We start from the raw sequence: 19,106 nt of genomic DNA, 5'->3' as shown, positions 1-19,106 counted from the left end.
GCTAAGCTGATGGTTTCTCATATTCTAAGCGCAGAACTACTATTTATTGATCTCTATTTTTTCTATGGTTATTTCTGTAGCCGTACCCTTTTTCTTAAGGGTAGCATTTTCAAAAGCTTTTAATTGAGCTTCTACTTCTGCCTTAGTACCCTTATAAACTACTTTTTCTGTAACAGATTCACCATTAACTGTAGTAGCATAAGTAACAATAGCTTCCGCCAAATCTGCACTTTCTACATTCATTTCTATGGTTACCTCCTGTGCATCATTCACCATTGCTACACCTTCTTCTATATGCCCTCCTAATATTGGCGCAATTACCAATCCGATCAAACATGTAAGTTTAATCAAAATATTCATTGAAGGTCCAGATGTATCTTTAAACGGATCACCAACGGTATCACCGGTTACGGCTGCCTTATGCGCTTCAGAACCTTTATATGTCATTTCCCCATTAATTTCAACTCCTGCCTCAAATGATTTCTTGGCATTGTCCCAAGCACCACCGGCATTGTTCTGAAAGATTGCCCATAATACGCCAGATACCGTTACACCTGCCATATAGCCCCCTAACATTTCTGCGATAGCCAATTTGTTCATTCCAAAAATTAATGGTACAAATGCTATGACCAATGGAAAACCTATAGTCAACAGACCTGGCAGCATCATCTCTTTCAATGAAGCCTGTGTGGATATTGCCACACATTTATCATATTCAGGTTTTCCCGTACCTTCCATAATTCCGGGTATGTCCTTAAATTGACGTCTTACTTCTTGCACCATTTCCATAGCTGCTTTACCAACCGCATTCATTGCCAAAGCGGAGAACACTACTGGCACCATGCCACCAACGAACAACATTGCCAATACAGGAGCCTTGAAAATGTTGATTCCGTCAATTCCCGTAAAGGTTACATAGGCGGCAAACAATGCCAAAGATGTTAGAGCGGCAGATGCAATGGCAAAACCTTTACCCGTAGCAGCAGTAGTATTACCAACTGAATCTAAAATATCTGTACGCTCCCTTACAATAGGTTCTTGCTCACTCATCTCCGCAATACCACCCGCATTGTCAGATATTGGCCCAAATGCGTCAATAGCCAATTGCATTGCCGTAGTAGCCATCATTGCAGAAGCGGCCAAAGCCACACCGTAAAACCCCGCAAAGGCATATGATGCCCATATGGCACCCGCAAACAATAATACCGACGGGAAGGTAGAAATCATACCAGTAGCCAAACCTGCAATAATATTCGTTCCCGCACCCGTGCTTGACTGTTGAACGATTTTTAAGATGGGAGCTTTTCCCAACCCTGTATAATATTCCGTAACGGAAGATATTACGGCACCTACTACTAAACCGACCAAAGTGGCATAGAAAACGCGCATTGATGATATTTCTACCAACCCTTCGCCAAAGAATTCCATTTTCATGGTTTCCGGTAACATCCACGTCACCAGACCAAAACAAGAAACAGCGACCAAAATGATGGATGTCCAGTTTCCTATATTCAAAGCACCCATTACCTGAGCTTCTTTAGCATCGTTACTTTTTATTTTCACTAACATAGTACCTATAATAGATATGATAATACCTACACCAGCAATTGCCATTGGCAACAAAATTGGTCCAATACCACCAAAAGCATCCGTAATACTACCGCCCATATCTTTTATGACATAGTTTCCCAGAACCATTGCCGCCAATACGGTGGCAACATATGAACCGAACAGATCAGCTCCCATACCCGCAACATCACCTACGTTGTCACCTACATTGTCCGCAATAGTGGCCGGGTTACGGGGATCATCCTCTGGAATACCTGCCTCTACCTTCCCTACCAAATCAGCACCAACATCGGCAGCTTTGGTATAAATACCACCACCTACACGCGCAAAAAGTGCAATGGATTCCGCACCAAGCGAGAAACCCGCAAGTGTTTCAAGAACTACGGTCATATCCATGGTCGATGTCCAAACACCGCCCATAAAAAACTGAAAGAATATTATAAAAAATACGGTAAGCCCCAATACCGCCAAGCCTGCAACACCAAGCCCCATGACAGTACCGCCACCAAAAGATATTTTTAAAGCATTAGGCAGACTAGTACGTGCCGCCTGCGTTGTTCTTACGTTTGTTTTTGTGGCTATTTTCATTCCTATATTTCCGGCATAGGCCGAAAAAATAGCTCCAAAAATAAATGCAACCACAATTAGCATATGTGTTGTGGGTACTACAAAAGAAACAATAGCAAGCAGAACGCTGACTATTACAACAAATACAGCCAAAAGCTTGTATTCTGCACTTAAGAAGGCCAAGGCACCTTCATAAATGTAATCCGATATTTCTTTCATTTTTCCATCTCCGGCATGTTGTTTCATTACCCAAGATCTTTTTACGCCCATGTAAACTAGGCCTAGTACTGCCATAAGAATTGGCATGTAAATCATCATTGACTCCATTTAATCCATTGTTAGTTGTTAGATCAACTAATGTAGTAAATTAGAATAGAATAAAAAAAGCCACTTTTTATTATTAAAAGTGGCTTAAATGATGTAAAATATTATTTATATCATAAAAGTGCGCTTCGCTTTGTGCTCACTATCGTCATATCTCTTTACACATTCGTGATAAATTTCTACCGCTTTCGCAGCATCGCTCCAACCGCCCGTATCTACTTTTTTCTCCTCTAAATCTTTATATACTTGAAAGAAATGCTCTATTTCTTTTAATCTATGCGGATTTAAATCACTTATATCATTGTTATTGCTCCAAATTGGATCAGAAACAGGTACGCAGATAATTTTTTCATCCGGTCCCTTTTCATCCGTCATGTGAAAAACACCAATTGGTTTTACTTCCATTACCGTCATTGGGTAAACAGGTTCTGTACCCATTACCAATACATCTAACGGATCTTTATCCAATGCTAAAGTTTCTGGAATGAATCCGTAATCACCAGGATACATCATTGAAGAAAATAACATACGATCAAAACGGATTTTATGTAAATCGAAGTCGTATTCGTACTTGTTTCTGCTTCCTTTCGGAATTTCTATTAAAACATCAAAGGTCAATCCTTTTGCTGCTGCCATATTTAAAGTTGTTTAAATTCTTAGTTTGTTATGAAACGTTACTTATTAGTTATAATTGTAAAAATTAATTGAATTAAAAGACAAATCCAAAAGTTCCCGTTACGCCGAACTTTCTGGCATCTGGATTATCGAGATAATTTCCCCTAAAATTAAAATCCAATCTAAAAACCTTAAAAATATTCCCTATTCCAAAGGAGTACTCGTAATATATTTGATCAGACGGTGCATTTAGCGGAGTGTTTATAGTTGCCGGAGCACTTAAAGCTATATTTTCATCCGACAAATCTCCCCATACACCACGTATTGCAACGATCTCCCTCAAATTATATTTTCTTAAAAAAGGAATTCTTGAGAAAAATCTACCGTTAAAATTATGCTGCAAATGTACGGCCGCATAGGTATCTGTTACAAATTCATAGAAATCTAAATTTGGAAATGTACCGTAATTGGAGAAAAAAGTCTGGTTACCGGGCACTACGCTTAACAGCCCTAACGGTACCTCACCAAATGTTTTACCCAATTCTACCGTACTTAACAACCTACCAAAACCACCTAGTTGCCAAGGTTGGCTATATGAAAATTGAAGCTTGCTGTAATCAAAATCACTATTTAAAACCCCTTTTGTTCCCTTCGTATAATTTAGCAATATGGTACTATACGTATCATTTACATCTCTACGCTCCACACCAAAACCAATTGTTTTTTTACCTGGAGTATACAATACCAATGCATTAAAATCAAACTGGCGGATCTCTGAAGATACACCCGTAGGAGACTCCGGATTTACATAGTCCAAACTAAATTCACTGGGCAAAGCAGAGCTCAATGTCCTAAAAGTTCCACCAACAGATAATTTTAAGTTGGTCAACGGTTCAATTTCAAAGTTCAGAGCACTTAGATTTATATTCGTAAGCCTATTATTTGCACCAACGGTCAATAAAGACGAAGATGCTATACTACGGCCCAAAACATCATTTGTAGCCGTTAAACTTACACCAAGCTGTTCAATATCCCTACGGTTTCCGCCCGATACTATAAATCTACTATTCTTGTCCAAAAGCATTTTACCGGCCAAACCATGTTTAAACTTATGGTCCTTAAAACCGTATGCCGTATAACCTTCTACGCGCCAAAGATCGTTCTGACCATAATACGTTCTTGCCCCCAGCCTTATCCTTGCTCCTTCGGCGGTATTGTATCCAAAGAAGTCATATACAGAACCTAGGTCTAAATTCCACTTATCCACTTCTACATAACCAGAGCCCAAAATGCTAACAAAATTGTAATAGTTTTTAAATTTTGGTACTGTTTTCAGGGTATCGAGCAAGCTATATATGCCTTGCTCATCTTTATTCAAACTTTCCAGTCTATTCTTTTCCCAAAATGCATCGTCTTTTATAATCTGGGTAACATCTAAAGGATTTCTATCCTTTTTATATACTTCTTTTGGCCGTACTTTATTAAATTCATAGTTATCATAAACAGAGGTTCGTTTTCCATAGAGACCGCGAGATTCTTCCTTTTTATTAAAGCTGAAATCACTTAACATATAATCGCGCTTCAAAAGAAAAACAGAATCGTTCATTACCTCAAAATCTTGCTCAATGTAGATATCTTTGACCCAGTTGATATTGGCACTCTTGGTAACTTGTAAATTAATATTCTTGACCGCCCATGTAGAATCGTTCACCCAAAAATCTCCTTTAAAGGTCAGTTCATTTTTACGCCGCGGATAATAGACAATATTATAACACCACTTGTTATCTATGAAGGCACTGTCCCTAAGTGCATAATTATAGACATCTACCCCTGTTTTTGATAGCGGACTTGTAAAACTTTTATCGAAGAATTTTAGGTAATTGTTATAGACATCGTACTCTTGATACAAGTCTTGCACAAACGCTATGATAGCCTGGTTGTTTTCAAACCCAGAATTCTTATTTCCCAAAACCTCTTCTTTCTCTTCCTTTAACTTATTGTCCCCATAAATTTTGGAAAAAGTCTCGTTTAAGAAAATTGGCAAATATGTTTTACCCGTTATGCGTGAAGTATCCAGATCTTGGAAAACGAATTCCAGACCTTTAAAAACTTTACTTTTTATAAGTGAGCTATCTATAGTGTTTAAATCAAACTCTACCTTTTCATACTTTTCAAAAGCATATTGATCAAACTGACTAACACCGTTCTGACGCTTCTTTGCCCATATCTTACGAAGTATATCAACAGCAGGGTTGTTCTTTTTAGATTGTTTACCGGCTATTAGGACCACTTCATTCAACTGCTCCGCAGCCTCTACCATGGTTATTTTTAATTCATAAACCACTTTAGCATCTAGCTGAAGTTCATAATCCGTATAACCTATAAATGAAATGATAACCGTATCATAGTCATTTTCCGACTCTAGATAAAACCTACCGTCGTCATTTGTAATGGTACCCTCAGTTGAATTTTTAAAGAATACATTGGCAAAAGAAACAGGATCTCCTTGCTCATCAATAACCATACCCCCTATTTTGGTCTGACCTTGAGCTATGAAAAAGCATAAACTTAAGAATGCAAATATTATGTCTCTCATTAAATAACGTCGTTCAATAAAATTCTTTTAGTAAGTAGCATACCAATAAAAAAAGCTTCTCCAGACTTGGTCGGAGAAGCTAAGGTACTTTACAAATGTATACTTTTATTTGTATAAAACTTTTTTAACAGCTTTGACAACATCAGTATAGTTTGGCAACCACTCTTCCAATAATACAGGAGAATATGGTGCCGGAGTATCTGCAGTGTTGATCTTAACAACAGGTGCATCTAAATAATCAAATGCATGTGCCTGTATATGATATGTAATCTCAGTAGCTACGTTACCAAACGGCCAAGCTTCTTCCAAAACTACCAAACGGTTCGTTTTTTTAACGGATTTTAAAATAGCTTCGTAATCCAAAGGCTTTACCGTACGTAAATCAATGATTTCACAGCTTATTCCTTCTTTTTCCAATTCATCGGCAGCTTTATCCGCCTCTTTTATAATCTTACCAAAAGAAACGATAGTAACATCTTTACCTTCTCTACGAATATCCGCTACACCCAATGGAATAGTGTAATCACCTTCTGGCACTTCACCTTTATCCCCGTACATTTGTTCAGACTCCATAAATATTACAGGGTCATTATCACGTATTGCAGCTTTTAACAAGCCTTTTGCATCTGCCGGATTAGAAGGCACGACCACTTTTAATCCCGGGCAGTTTGCGTACCAACTCTCAAAAGCTTGTGAGTGTGTTGCCGCCAATTGGCCTGCAGACGCCGTTGGACCTCTAAATACTATAGGACAAGGAAATTGCCCACCGGACATTTGCCTGATCTTTGCCGCGTTATTTATAATCTGATCTATACCTACCAACGCAAAGTTGAAGGTCATGAATTCTATTATAGGTCTATTACCAGTCATAGTAGAACCAACACCTATACCTGCAAAACCAAGTTCAGATATTGGAGTATCAATGACTCTTTTAGGTCCAAACTCATCCAACATCCCTTTAGAAGCCTTGTATGCGCCATTATATTCCGCTACTTCTTCACCCATTAAATAGATAGATTCATCCTTCCTCATTTCTTCGGACATGGCCTCGGCTATTGCTTGCCTAAATTGTAGTGTTTTCATGTATGGTTATTATTATTCTTTGTTATATGCTAGAAAGCAAGCAAAAATAGGAAATATAATATCAAAAAATAGAATGCAATATTTAAAAAAAGTTATAAAATTTACTATGCATGCATAGTAAATTCGGATTTTATTAGCTATCTTCGTCACCATTGATATAAAGTTTTTTAAACATGAAGATATTAGTTTGCATAAGTAATGTACCAGACACTACGTCTAAGATAAATTTCACAGATGGCGACACCAAATTTGACACTAACGGTGTACAGTTTGTAATTAACCCGAACGATGAATTTGGTTTAACAAGAGCTATGTGGTTTAAAGAAAAACAAGGTGCCACAGTGCATATTGCCACCGTTGGCGGACCAACCGTTGAGCCCACCATGCGTAAGGCACTTGCCATTGGCGCGGATGAGGCTTTCAGAATCAATACAGAACCTACGGATGGTTTTTCCGTTGCCCAGCAATTAGCGGCCGTTGTTAAAGATGGTGGCTATGACCTAGTTATTGGCGGTAGAGAATCTATTGATTATAATGGAGGAATGGTCCCAGGAATTCTAGCTTCCTTGACCAATATGAATTTCATAAACTCTTGTATTAGTCTTGAAATTGACGGCACCAATGTAACCGCTGTTAGAGAAATTGATGGTGGAAAGGAAAAATTAAGCAGCTCCCTACCATTGGTAGTGGGCGGGCAAAAAGGCCTTGTTGAAGAAAGCGACCTTCGTATTCCTAACATGAGAGGTATTATGATGGCAAGAAAAAAGGCGCTTACTGTTGTTGAACCTGTGGATGCGACCAAGGCCACCGAAGATAAAAAATTCGACAAACCGGCTCCAAAAGGTCAAGTTAAACTTGCCGATAGCGTGGATCAATTGGTAGATCTTTTACATAACGAAGCCAAAGTCATTTAATAACAACCTATTTAATAGGTAATCATTAAAAACAAAAAAGATGTCAGTTTTAGTATATACAGAATCAGAACAAGGAAAATTTAAAAAGAATGCGTACGAGGTTGCCTCTTATGCCGCTGCAGTGGCCAAAATGATGGACACTACCGTTACAGCAATCGCTTTTAATAGCAGCGAAAACGAATCACTTGGCGATTATGGCGTTTCAAAGGTCATAAACGTAAAAGATGATGCACTGGCAACTTTTAATGCCGGATCTTACGCTTCATCCATTGCCGAAGCCGTAAAGAGTACAGATGCCAAAGTGGTTATTTTAAGCTCTAGCACAGATACCAAGTATTTGGCACCATTGTTATCGGCAAAACTATCAGCAGGTTATGCACCTAACGTAGTTCAAGCTCCAGATAGTACATCGCCATTTACAGTAAAAAGGACCGCATTCAGTAATAAAGGTTTTGCCCATACTCAAATAGATACCGATATAAAAATAGTAGGTGTATCTAACAATGCTTTTGGCGCCCATGAAAACAAAACCGCTATTTCTGTTGAAGAAATAGGCGCTACTTCAGATGCAGCCACAAACGATACTAAATCCGTTGAAATAGATAAAGTAGTTGGCAAGGCTACTATTGCCGATGCCGATATCGTTGTTTCTGCGGGAAGAGGAATGAAAGGCCCTGAAAATTGGGGAATGATCGAAGAATTAGCCGATGTTTTGGGTGCTGCGACCGCATGTTCCAAACCGGTATCAGACCTAGGATGGAGACCTCATGGAGAGCACGTAGGGCAAACAGGAAAACCCGTAGCCAGTAACCTTTATATAGCCATTGGTATTTCTGGGGCAATTCAACACCTAGCAGGTGTAAGTGCTTCTAAAACCAAAGTAGTCATTAATAATGACCCTGAAGCGCCTTTCTTTAAAGCCGCAGATTATGGAATAGTTGGTGATGCCTTTGAAGTAGTTCCTCAATTGATTGAAAAATTAAAGGATTTTAAAGCACAAAACGGTTAATTTTTTGTTATTTTGTGCCCCTTAAAGGGCTGTTTGAATAGTTGGAGCCCCAAGTATTCTAACAGCCTTTTTTAGTTAAAAACCTATGAGTCTAGTACGATTAAAAATAAAAGGGATCTCCTATAGTCAAACTCAAAACGGTGCATACGCACTTATTTTGAACGAGGTTGAAGGTGATAGAAAGTTACCTATTGTCATTGGCGCTTTTGAAGCTCAGTCTATTGCAATTGCTTTAGAGAAAGAGATCAAGCCGCCAAGACCACTTACACATGACCTTTTTAAAAATTTCTCTGACAGGTTTGATATTGTTATCAAACAGGTGATTATTCATAAATTGGTAGATGGTGTATTTTACTCCAGCATTATTTGCGAAAGAGATGGCATAGAAGAAATTATAGACGCAAGAACCAGTGATGCCATTGCTTTGGCGTTACGTTTCAACGCTCCCATTTTTACTTATAAAACAATATTGGACAAAGCTGGTATTTTCTTAAAGTTCTCTTCTAAAGAGAAGCATCAAAAAGATAATGACGACAGCATTATGGTCGATGAGATTTTGCAAGAAGGGGAAACTATAGAGATAGAATCTGGTGCAACGGACGGTTTCACTGAGCTTACTATAGATGAATTAGAAGCAGAATTAAAAAAAGCGGTCACCAACGAAGACTACGAAAAGGCGGCAAAATTGAGAGATGAAATCTCTAAACGCAACTAAATCTTAAATTACAGTTTATGAAAAAGGGCAAATGGTTGCTATTTTTTGCACTAATTCTTACCTCACTTACTTTTGCTCAAGATGTAGACGTAAATATTCCTTTAGAAAACACGACCAATACTACTTTGGTTGAAGATGTAGCTACCGAAGGGGTTATGGGTATGGAAGCCAGTGAAGGATTTTCTATCAACAGCCTTGGTAGAGGTATTCTTGGTATGGCAGTCTTGTTACTTTTGGCATTTTTATTCAGCTCTAATCGAAGAGCCATTAATTGGAAAACTGTAGGTATTGGCCTGGCACTACAACTGGTAATTGCCATAGGTGTTCTTAAAATTCCTTTTGTACAATTGGTTTTTGAACAAATTGGGAAAATTTTTGTCAGTATTTTAGAATTTACAAGAGCAGGTAGTAAGTTTCTTTTTGAAGGACTAGTTGTCGATACCGGTACCTTTGGTTATATATTCGCCTTTCAAGTATTGCCAACGATTATATTTTTCTCAGCCCTGACTTCTTTATTATTTTACCTAGGATTAATTCAAAAAGTGGTAAAGTGGCTTGCTTGGGCACTTTCTAAAACATTGGGTATTTCAGGCCCTGAAAGTCTTTCTGTTGCCGGAAACATATTTCTTGGACAAACAGAAGCTCCTCTTTTAATTAAAGCATACCTGGAAAAAATGACCAAATCAGAAATTTTATTGGTCATGATCGGCGGTATGGCCACGGTTGCCGGTGCAGTACTGGCAGCGTACATTGGTTTTTTGGGCGGTGAAGATGAATTACTACAATTAATTTTTGCCAAACACCTTTTAGCTGCAAGTGTAATGGCCGCGCCTGGGGCAATCGTTATATCCAAAATTTTATATCCACAGACAGAAGAAGTCAATAGCGATGTTCACGTTTCTTCCGAAAAAATTGGCGCCAACGTACTAGATGCTATTGCAAACGGAACTACAGAAGGTTTAAAACTAGCCGTAAACGTTGGTGCAATGCTATTGGTTTTCGTGGCAATTATAGCCATGGTGAACGGAATTTTAGAGTGGACAGGAGACTTGACCCACTTAAATAGTTGGATAGCCGAAAATACATCTTATTCCAAATTTTCACTTGAAGCAATTTTAGGAACCGTGTTTGCGCCATTAATGTGGTTAATTGGCGTAGCCAACGAAGATATTATGCTAATGGGACAATTGCTGGGTATTAAATTAGTTGCAAGTGAATTTGTGGGCTACATTCAATTGGCAGAACTTAAAGATTTAAGTACCATACCACATTTAAAGTTTAACAAGTCTGTGATTATGGCTACCTATATGTTATGCGGTTTTGCAAACTTTGCCTCAATAGGTATCCAGATCGGTGGTATTGGATCTCTTGCCCCCAGTCAAAGAAAAACGTTATCTGAATTTGGAATGAAAGCAGTCTTAGGCGGCTCATTAGCTTCATTGCTTTCTGCAACCATAGCAGGTATGATTTTAGGTTAAAAAGCCCCGTAGCCCCCAAAAGGGAAACACTTATTATGTCGTTGATAATTATTGATAACTGATAAGTTAATCTTACGTTCAAAATATCATCTTTCTTTATTTTTGAAGGAACAAAATCATTACTCCGTACCAGTTTTAACCATAAGACTCAAGGAGCGCTATTTTATGAAACAATACCACGACTTACTTAATCACGTATTAGCTGAAGGAAACCAAAAAGGTGACCGCACAGGAACCGGAACCAAAAGTGTGTTCGGGTATCAAATGCGTTTTGACCTCAGCCAAGGTTTTCCTATGGTAACCACTAAAAAATTACATTTAAAATCTATAGTGCACGAGCTGCTGTGGTTTTTAAAAGGTGATACCAATATTAATTATCTACAGGAAAACGGCGTTCGTATTTGGAACGAATGGGCAGATGAAAACGGAGATTTAGGTCCGGTTTACGGTCATCAATGGCGCAATTGGAACAATGATGAAATTGACCAGATCAAAGAGGTTGTTCATTCCCTAAAAACGAATCCTAATAGCAGAAGAATGTTAGTTTCCGCTTGGAACCCTAGTGTTTTGCCAGATACATCAAAGTCATTTTCAGAAAATGTGTCTAACGGCAAAGCCGCTTTACCACCTTGCCATGCATTCTTTCAATTTTATGTGGCAGACGGAAAATTATCTTGCCAATTATACCAACGTAGTGCAGATATCTTTTTAGGGGTTCCATTTAATATTGCATCTTATGCCTTGTTTACCATGATGATGGCACAGGTTTGCGGTTATAAAGCCGGCGATTTTATTCACACTTTTGGTGATGCCCACATATACAACAACCATATGGAGCAGGTTGAACTACAATTAAGTAGAGAGCCTACAGCTTTGCCAAAAATGAAAATAAACCCTAATGTGAAAGACATTTTCGATTTTAAATTCGAAGACTTTTCATTAGAGGATTATAATCCGCATCCTCATATTAAGGGGATAGTAGCTGTATAGTATCAATTTCTTAATTTATCAGGTTAAAACCGATTGAGCAATTTTATTTAACTTACAATAAAATTGTTCTCATGGTTAGTACTGATACGCTCATAGATTTCTTTTTAGAAACTAGGGAGCATACCGAGGTTATTTGCAAACCTCTCAAAATTGAAGATTATGTGGTACAACCTATCATAGACGTCTCTCCACCAAAATGGCATTTGGGCCATACTACTTGGTTTTTTGAAGAATTTATTCTCAAAGTCTATGACAAATCCTATCAAATATTCGATGAAGATTTTTCTTTTGTTTTCAATAGCTATTATGAAACGGTTGGCAAGCGTGTAGTACGTGCAGACCGCGGTAATCTATCAAGACCATCGGTCAAAAAAGTTTATGAATACCGTACTTACGTAACCCAAGCAATGAACAGATTGCTAAATTCAAATAAAGACCAAAAGCTACTGGAAGTCCTTGAAATAGGAATTCATCACGAAAAACAACATCAAGAATTATTACTTACAGATATTAAATATATTCTTGGCAACAATCCGTTATTACCTAAATACTCCGACTCATTTAAAGAGCATACTATCGAGAAAGACACTCAAAGTTGGATACCTATGAGCGAAGGCATTTATGAAATAGGCCACAATTCTACTGACTTTTGTTTTGATAATGAATTAGGAAGACACAAAGTATACCTACATGATTACGAAATATCTAACAAACTCGTAACAAATGCGGAATACATTGAATTCATAAATGCTAACGGGTACAAACGTTTTGACCTTTGGCATGCCGCCGGATGGGATTGGGTTCAGCAAAACCAGGTAAATGCGCCATTATACTGGCATAACATAGACGGAATATGGCATTATTACAGCCTTAACGGATTAACCGAAGTTGATTTACAAGCTCCCGTTACCCATATTTCTTATTTTGAAGCATTTGCCTTTGCGCAATTTAAAGGATGCCGTCTACCTACAGAATTTGAGTGGGAAGCTGCGCAAAACCTGTTTAATTGGGGACAACGTTGGGAATGGACGGAAAGTGCCTATCTCCCCTACCCAAATTACAAAAAAGTAGATGGAGCATTGGGCGAATATAACGGCAAATTTATGGTCAACCAAAAAGTACTTAGGGGAAGCTCCATAGCTACACCCAGCAACCACGCCAGACACACCTATCGAAATTTTTTCCCAACAGAATTAAAATGGCAGTTCACCGGAATAAGGTTAGCCAAATAATTACGACATATAGATTATGCAAGACACTAAATTAGTACCGGTTGCCTCAACTGAATTTGAAAAAGAAGTTTATACCGGCTTGACCGATTTCCCTAAACATCTTTCTTCAAAATATTTCTATGATAAAAAAGGCGATAAGCTTTTTCAAGATATTATGGCAATGCCTACCTATTACCTTACTGATTGTGAGTATGAAATTCTGGAGAACAACAAAAAAGAAATTACCGAACTGTTTACAGGTTTTGGCTCTTTTGATTTAATAGAACTTGGCGCAGGAGATGGCAAAAAGACCAAAATTCTACTTAAGGAATTCAGTGACAAGAACATAGATTTCACATATGTTCCTATTGATATTAGCGACAATGCCCTGAACCAACTTCATAACTCTATAGAAAATGAATTACCAAAAATAAAAGTTCAGCCTTTTCAAGGCACCTATTTTGAAGCGCTAAAGGAAATCAATAACCGAAAGAACAGAAAAATTATATTATTCCTAGGCTCCAATATTGGCAATCTGGAACATGATCAGGCCGTTGGTTTTATGAAAAACATTCAAAAACTGATGCAACCTAACGATCTGCTATTTATGGGTTTTGACCAGAAAAAAAATCCGCAGACCATTTTAAACGCCTACAATGACCAAGAAGGTATAACCGCAGCGTTCAATAAAAACGTACTTGCAAGAATAAATTCTGAATTAGAAGCTAATTTTAATTTAGATGAATTTTTACATTGGGAAGTATATAACCCAGAAACGGGATCTGCCAAGAGTTATTTGGTCTCAAAAATTGAACAAACCGTAAGAATTGATAAACTTGACCTAACCGTAAATTTTAATCAATGGGAAACTATACATACAGAAATTTCGCAGAAATATGACGATGAAATAATAACGTGGTTAGCCAAAGAATCGGGATTACAAATGACTACCGAATACGAATCTCAAGAATACGGTTACAAAAACTGTGTTTTTAAAAAAACCTAAGAAATATACCAGAGAAATACAAAAAGCCTACTTTAAATTTAGCAGGCTTTTTTTTATATTAATCAAGACGGTTTTTCTACAATTCTAAAACTGCATTTTCTGAACCAGCGAAATCATTCCATTGGTAACGATCCGCTTCTGCATCGTTTACATATTCTCCATCAACAATATATTTAAATTCAAAAGTATTTTCTTTTGGAAGATCAAACGTTCCTTTAAATGAACCGTCCTTTTGTTTTTTTAATGCGCTTTTTTTAGCATTCCAATTGTTGAAATCGCCTACTACGGCTACTTTCTTTGCATCATCTGTAGGCACCGTAAAAGTGACCTTACATACTGGTTTCGTTTTTAAATATTTTTTCGCAATTGCCATGATATCAAATTTAATATTCAAGGTAAAACTAGTACAATAAAACACTCATTTACAATACTTAACGCATTTTTATCAAATCCTCAATTTTTCTACATTTTATAGTTACACAACGAAATTTTATCTTACGAATTTTCTTTATTACGAATAGCTATTTACCCATTTTTTAAAATGTTGACGATAGCATCTATCTCTGCTTCCGTATTATAAAAATGAAAACTTAAACGTACACCTTCACCACGTTGGGCACAAAATACATCGTTATCCTTTAATTTTTGAAAAGTGGCGTTATCTGCTTTAATATTGAATATGGTACTGTGCTCTTTTCGCTGTACTATTCGTTCAGATAATAAACCCATTTTTTCAAATTCGGTTTTCGCTTTCTTGGATAATTTATGGTTGTGCGCCGTAATCTTGTCCATCCCTATTCTTTCGAAAAAATCTATCGAATACTTTAAACTTCCAAATATCAGCGATGATAGATGACCAGGCTCAAACTTTTTTGCAAATCTTATGTTATTTTTTTTGTCATAATCTCCATCGGCAGCATTAAAACCAATGTTATTAATGGAAAAACAGTTCCTAACTTGATCAGAAAACAGCATAAATCCGTTACCATAACCAGCCAATAACCATTTATAGGCACTTGCCCCCAAAACATCAATACCGGAATTTTCAAAATCAAAATTAGCACTGCCACAAAATTGAGTACCATCGACAATGATAATCAAATCTGGGTTTTCCTTTTTCAATTTTTTCAAGAATTCAAGGTCTATGGCAAAACCGTCCATCCATTGTACCAGGCTTAGTGCAAGAACATCTATATTCCCACCGACAACCGCTTCATTTATACGTTCTTCTAAGTCAACCGCCATAGATACGTAAGAAACATCAAAGCCTCTATTTTCAAAACTCCAATTTAGTGAAGGGTAATCGTCATTGACAAGTAATACCCTTTTATTCGCATCTAAACCTTCTAACAAAATATTTAGACCAGATGAAAAATTGGTGACCAACGCCACATTATCACATTTACAATTGAAGAATTTACCAATAGCAGAACGCGTTTCCGATATCACTTTTAATGATCGTTCACGCATATCGCTTCCATCGATCAAAAAATCCAAATCATGCTCTTGTCGCCAATCTAACAATGAATCATATAATAAACCATATACTGCGGTATTCGCATAAATACCTTTTCGTAAAACTGGGAATTCCTTTCTAATTTTTTCCATTGACCATAGGGTAAACTACATTTGCTGTATCTTTATGCCAAAGATAGGAAGAGTATGTTTTCTAGAAATAAAAATACCTCCAAATTAGATTTAGAACAGCATGAGCTGTTAGAGAATGCTCAAAAAAGAGTGAAACAAAAAAAACGTTTATACACACATTTTGTAGTATTCTTAGTGGGTAGCGTTTTCTTGGTTCTCATCAATAAAATATTAAAATACGGACAAGAATATAATTGGTTCGTTTGGGCCATTACGTTTTGGGGATTTTTATTTGTGTTGCATATTTTTAATGTTTTTGTAACCAACAAATTCATGGGTAATGATTGGGAACGTTCTCAACGTGAGCGATTGGTAGAAAAACAAAAGAAACGTATAGCAGAACTGGAAAAAGAAATTGAACAAGAATTAAAATTGCCCACGGCAATTGAGCCCGAACCTAAAAACAAATTACTTTGAGAACATTAATAATGATTGCCGCAGCAGCAGAAAATAATGAATTAGGTAAAGACAACGATTTACTTTGGCATTTGCCAGATGATTTTAAAAGATTCAAAAAATTAACCTCTGGACACAAAATAATAATGGGTAGAAAAACTTATGTGAGTTTTCCAAAGCCGTTACCAAATAGAACCCACATTATTATAACACGAGATAAAAAGTACACCGTAGATTATGATGAGTGTATTGTTGTTCATTCCCTAAATGAAGCTATAGATCTGATTGACAATGAAATTGCATTTATAATAGGTGGTGGAGAGATATATAAGTTAGGCGAAAAAGAGTCTGACAAAATTGAACTTACCAGAGTGCATGGCACTTTTGAAGACGCCGATACTTTTTTCCCGGAAATAGATGAAAATTATTGGATGCTGACGCAGCAAGAATTTCATCCAACAGATGAAAAACACGAGTTATCTTTTACCTATTTAACGTACGTAAAAAGAGAGAATGCCCTTAAAAATCTTTAAAAACGACCGAATATTCAACTTTTGAACCGCTTAATATTGACGCAAGCACATGTTCGTCTCCATTAGTAAAAAATTGATGCCTTCCCAACAATTTACTACCGGTCAATAGACCATTATGCTTCAGCACTGATTTTGTTTGTCTTGCAACCGCTTGCCCAGAATCTATAATAGTAACATTTTCTGGCAGCATTTTTTTCAACATAGGGATAAGATATGGGTAGTGTGTACAACCTAATACAAGATAGTCCATTCCCTTTTCTAGCATAGGCTTAATATAACTTTCCAATAATCTATATAAATCTTTGCTTTCCAAATTACCGTTTTCGATCATTTCTACCAGACCGGTACCTCGCTGCTCTAATACGGTAATACCCTCTGTATGATTCTTTGATGTACTATGGAACAAACTGCTTGACAAGGTCCCCTTTGTTGCCAGCACCCCAACAATTTTAGTCTTGGTATTTATGGCAGCTGGCTTAATTGCCGGTTCTATTCCAATAAAAGGTATCTCATAATTTGCCCTTAAATATTCAATTGCATTTGTTGTTGCCGTATTACAGGCAACAACAATTAATTTACAATTACGAGCTAACAAATATTCGGTATTCTTTATGCTTAGATCCAATATTTGTTCTGGCGGTTTATCACCATAGGGCGCATTTTTACTATCCGCTAAATAAATACATTGTTCAAAAGGTAAAAGCTCTTGAATTTCACCCCAAATAGAGGTGCCGCCAATACCAGAATCAAATATACCTATACGCCTATCATCCATATTATTTTAGCGCCTCTGTTATTGGTTTTCCCGTTGTACCATTTGGAAACGATATGCCCAATAGCGCAGAAATGGTTGGCGCAATATCAGGAATTTCGGTCCTGTTTACCGTAGCGCCAGACTTTACGCCCTTACCGTAAAATAACAACGGTGCATGCGTATCATATATCTGGGGCGAGCCATGTGTAGAACCGGTAGTTCCATAGGAAATAAAACCGGGCTTTAGAACCACCAATACATCACCAGATCTCTTTTGGTTATAACCGTTCTGTAAAATATAAGGAATGCCGTATGTATAGTTGTTGCTCCACATTTGAGATGCCGTATATACCCTATCAATAGCTTCATACCCTAAAACCTCTTGAGCTATTTCAATTTGTACGTCCTCTAAACTAAGATCCAAATTTTTTACAATTTTATGATCTAAGAATATTTGATCATTAGAATAGTTTTTAATTATATCTTCCGTACCATATTTATACTGTAAAAACTCGCTCAAACTTTTCTTGTTTTCAGCTGCGTTTACATATCCGGAAGGGATTTTTTCACTTTTCAAATACGTTGGCACTTCAACGGCACCGTGATCTGCAGTTAAAAACAATGTGTACTCACCTTCACCTACTTGTTTATCCAATGCTTTGAACAATCGTGCAAGATCCGCATCTAACCTTAAATATGTATCTTGAATCTCTTTTGAGTTTACACCGAACATATGCCCCACATAATCAGTACTAGAAAAACTTACTGCAAGAAAATCCGTTACATCATCTTTACCTAAATCTTCTTGCTTTAATGCTTCTATGGCAAAATCTGCCGTTAGGGAATTTCCATAAGGGGTTGCTTTGATAATGTCAAAACTCTTGCTCTTATCTAAAAGTTCTGCCGGATTGTGTGGAAATGAAGTAGATGTTTCCCCTTCAAATTTGCCTTCAAAAAAATTATTATCTATACCACTTTCTTTATACTCCCTTATATCCTTTAATGTATTCCATACTTTCTTGTATGATTGGGCAGTACCAGATGAATTAAAATCGTTCACCCATTTTGGCAATTGCGCCATATAATAGGAACTAGTAATCCATTTACCCTCATCTGCCCCATGAAACCAGTACGCGGCGTTGGCGGTATGCCCGCCCGGCAGTACTGCTCCCCTATCCTTTAATGCTATGGCAATGGTCTTGCCCTTCATTTGGCTATTTAAACGTACCTCATCGGTAATAGTAGTTACCCCCATTCTATGTGGCGACATTTTTCCCGCATCTGCTGTTGTGCCCACTGAAGTATAGGTATCATCACTTGCACAATACACACTGGCATCAATCTCCTTATCGTACCAATTGTTTCCTATAATACCATGCACAGCAGGTGTTGTACCCGTATACACTGACGTATGACCCGGCCCTGTACTGGTAGGAGCGTAATTAAAATGGTTGTTCTTGCAATTAAAACCTTGTTCTACAAGCCTCTTAAATCCATCATTACCAAAATGATCATAAAAGCGGGTTAAATAGTCATATCTCATTTGATCTACTACTATACCTACAACCAATTTAGGTTTTACCCTTAAAATATCGTCATTGTTATTTTCCTTATTTTTCTTTTGAGCGCTTAAAACGCCAACAAACAACATCGTGCTTACTAGCAAAGAAGCAACAAAATAATTTTTCATTTTCATTGA

General features: G+C 37.3%; 17 protein-coding genes. 9 read left to right on the top strand and 8 right to left on the bottom strand.

Features of this window, described 5'->3' with window-relative positions; translation table 11 throughout:
• Nucleotides 1-39: 39 nt before the first annotated feature.
• From QZ657_RS09860 to QZ657_RS09845, 4 genes are all read right to left on the bottom strand, one after another.
• Entirely contained in the window at nucleotides 40-2,463 is a 2,424-nt protein-coding gene (locus QZ657_RS09860; RefSeq protein WP_291966606.1) for a sodium-translocating pyrophosphatase, read from the bottom strand.
• A gap of 105 nt (nucleotides 2,464-2,568) precedes the next feature.
• Entirely contained in the window at nucleotides 2,569-3,096 is a 528-nt protein-coding gene (locus QZ657_RS09855) for an inorganic diphosphatase (RefSeq protein WP_276473474.1), read from the bottom strand.
• Between the two features lie 73 nt (nucleotides 3,097-3,169).
• Nucleotides 3,170-5,671: a DUF5686 family protein gene (locus QZ657_RS09850; protein WP_291966604.1), complete on the bottom strand. Its 2,502-nt coding sequence runs from the start codon at nucleotides 5,669-5,671 to the stop codon at nucleotides 3,170-3,172.
• A 105-nt stretch (nucleotides 5,672-5,776) separates the two neighbouring features.
• Nucleotides 5,777-6,754 (bottom strand): pyruvate dehydrogenase complex E1 component subunit beta, encoded by a 978-nt coding sequence (locus tag QZ657_RS09845; RefSeq protein WP_276473472.1) that lies wholly within the window; start codon nucleotides 6,752-6,754, stop codon nucleotides 5,777-5,779.
• 173 nt (nucleotides 6,755-6,927) lie between these two features.
• Between QZ657_RS09845 and QZ657_RS09840 the strand changes: the two genes are divergently transcribed.
• From QZ657_RS09840 to egtD, 7 genes are all read left to right on the top strand, one after another.
• Nucleotides 6,928-7,668, top strand: a complete 741-nt coding sequence (locus QZ657_RS09840) for an electron transfer flavoprotein subunit beta/FixA family protein (protein ID WP_276473471.1) — start codon at nucleotides 6,928-6,930, stop codon at nucleotides 7,666-7,668.
• 40 nt (nucleotides 7,669-7,708) lie between these two features.
• Complete coding sequence (locus QZ657_RS09835; protein ID WP_291960567.1) at nucleotides 7,709-8,677, top strand: electron transfer flavoprotein subunit alpha/FixB family protein; 969 nt, start codon at nucleotides 7,709-7,711, stop codon at nucleotides 8,675-8,677.
• An 85-nt stretch (nucleotides 8,678-8,762) separates the two neighbouring features.
• Nucleotides 8,763-9,392 carry a bifunctional nuclease family protein gene (locus QZ657_RS09830; RefSeq protein ID WP_291966601.1) on the top strand — a complete coding sequence of 210 codons (630 nt, stop codon included), beginning with the start codon at nucleotides 8,763-8,765 and terminating at the stop codon, nucleotides 9,390-9,392.
• Nucleotides 9,393-9,409: 17 nt separating this feature from the next.
• Nucleotides 9,410-10,870 carry a NupC/NupG family nucleoside CNT transporter gene (locus tag QZ657_RS09825; RefSeq protein ID WP_412759684.1) on the top strand — a complete coding sequence of 487 codons (1,461 nt, stop codon included), beginning with the start codon at nucleotides 9,410-9,412 and terminating at the stop codon, nucleotides 10,868-10,870.
• Nucleotides 10,871-11,035: 165 nt separating this feature from the next.
• Nucleotides 11,036-11,860: a thymidylate synthase gene (locus QZ657_RS09820; RefSeq protein WP_291966599.1), complete on the top strand. Its 825-nt coding sequence runs from the start codon at nucleotides 11,036-11,038 to the stop codon at nucleotides 11,858-11,860.
• Nucleotides 11,861-11,931: 71 nt separating this feature from the next.
• On the top strand, nucleotides 11,932-13,092 hold the full coding sequence (gene egtB, locus QZ657_RS09815; protein ID WP_291966597.1) for an ergothioneine biosynthesis protein EgtB: 1,161 nt from the start codon (nucleotides 11,932-11,934) through the stop codon (nucleotides 13,090-13,092).
• Nucleotides 13,093-13,108: 16 nt separating this feature from the next.
• Nucleotides 13,109-14,077, top strand: a complete 969-nt coding sequence (gene egtD, locus QZ657_RS09810) for an L-histidine N(alpha)-methyltransferase (RefSeq protein WP_291966594.1) — start codon at nucleotides 13,109-13,111, stop codon at nucleotides 14,075-14,077.
• Between the two features lie 76 nt (nucleotides 14,078-14,153).
• Here egtD and QZ657_RS09805 read toward each other — a convergent pair whose 3' ends face one another.
• Both QZ657_RS09805 and QZ657_RS09800 read right to left on the bottom strand, forming a co-directional pair.
• Nucleotides 14,154-14,450 carry an isoamylase early set domain-containing protein gene (locus QZ657_RS09805; RefSeq protein WP_276473465.1) on the bottom strand — a complete coding sequence of 99 codons (297 nt, stop codon included), beginning with the start codon at nucleotides 14,448-14,450 and terminating at the stop codon, nucleotides 14,154-14,156.
• Between the two features lie 152 nt (nucleotides 14,451-14,602).
• Entirely contained in the window at nucleotides 14,603-15,685 is a 1,083-nt protein-coding gene (locus QZ657_RS09800) for an aminotransferase class V-fold PLP-dependent enzyme (protein WP_291966592.1), read from the bottom strand.
• Nucleotides 15,686-15,739: 54 nt separating this feature from the next.
• Between QZ657_RS09800 and QZ657_RS09795 the strand changes: the two genes are divergently transcribed.
• Together QZ657_RS09795 and QZ657_RS09790 are read left to right on the top strand one after the other, a co-directional pair.
• Nucleotides 15,740-16,141 carry a 2TM domain-containing protein gene (locus QZ657_RS09795; RefSeq protein WP_291960578.1) on the top strand — a complete coding sequence of 134 codons (402 nt, stop codon included), beginning with the start codon at nucleotides 15,740-15,742 and terminating at the stop codon, nucleotides 16,139-16,141.
• Nucleotides 16,142-16,152: 11 nt separating this feature from the next.
• On the top strand, nucleotides 16,153-16,653 hold the full coding sequence (locus tag QZ657_RS09790) for a dihydrofolate reductase (RefSeq protein ID WP_291966619.1): 501 nt from the start codon (nucleotides 16,153-16,155) through the stop codon (nucleotides 16,651-16,653).
• Here QZ657_RS09790 and murI read toward each other — a convergent pair.
• Both murI and pafA read right to left on the bottom strand, forming a co-directional pair.
• Entirely contained in the window at nucleotides 16,640-17,428 is a 789-nt protein-coding gene (gene murI, locus QZ657_RS09785) for a glutamate racemase (RefSeq protein ID WP_291960580.1), read from the bottom strand. The two genes, QZ657_RS09790 and murI, sit on opposite strands and share 14 nt — an antisense overlap.
• Before the next feature lies 1 nt (nucleotide 17,429).
• Nucleotides 17,430-19,103, bottom strand: a complete 1,674-nt coding sequence (pafA, locus tag QZ657_RS09780; protein ID WP_291966590.1) for an alkaline phosphatase PafA — start codon at nucleotides 19,101-19,103, stop codon at nucleotides 17,430-17,432.
• Nucleotides 19,104-19,106: the final 3 nt, after the last annotated feature.

Origin of the sequence: Maribacter sp. (assembly GCA_020629415.1) — a bacterium.
GTDB classification, from domain to species: domain Bacteria; phylum Bacteroidota; class Bacteroidia; order Flavobacteriales; family Flavobacteriaceae; genus Maribacter; species Maribacter huludaoensis.
The sequence above is the reverse complement of the archived record's forward strand: the minus strand, read 5'-3'. Positions and strand labels throughout refer to the sequence as shown.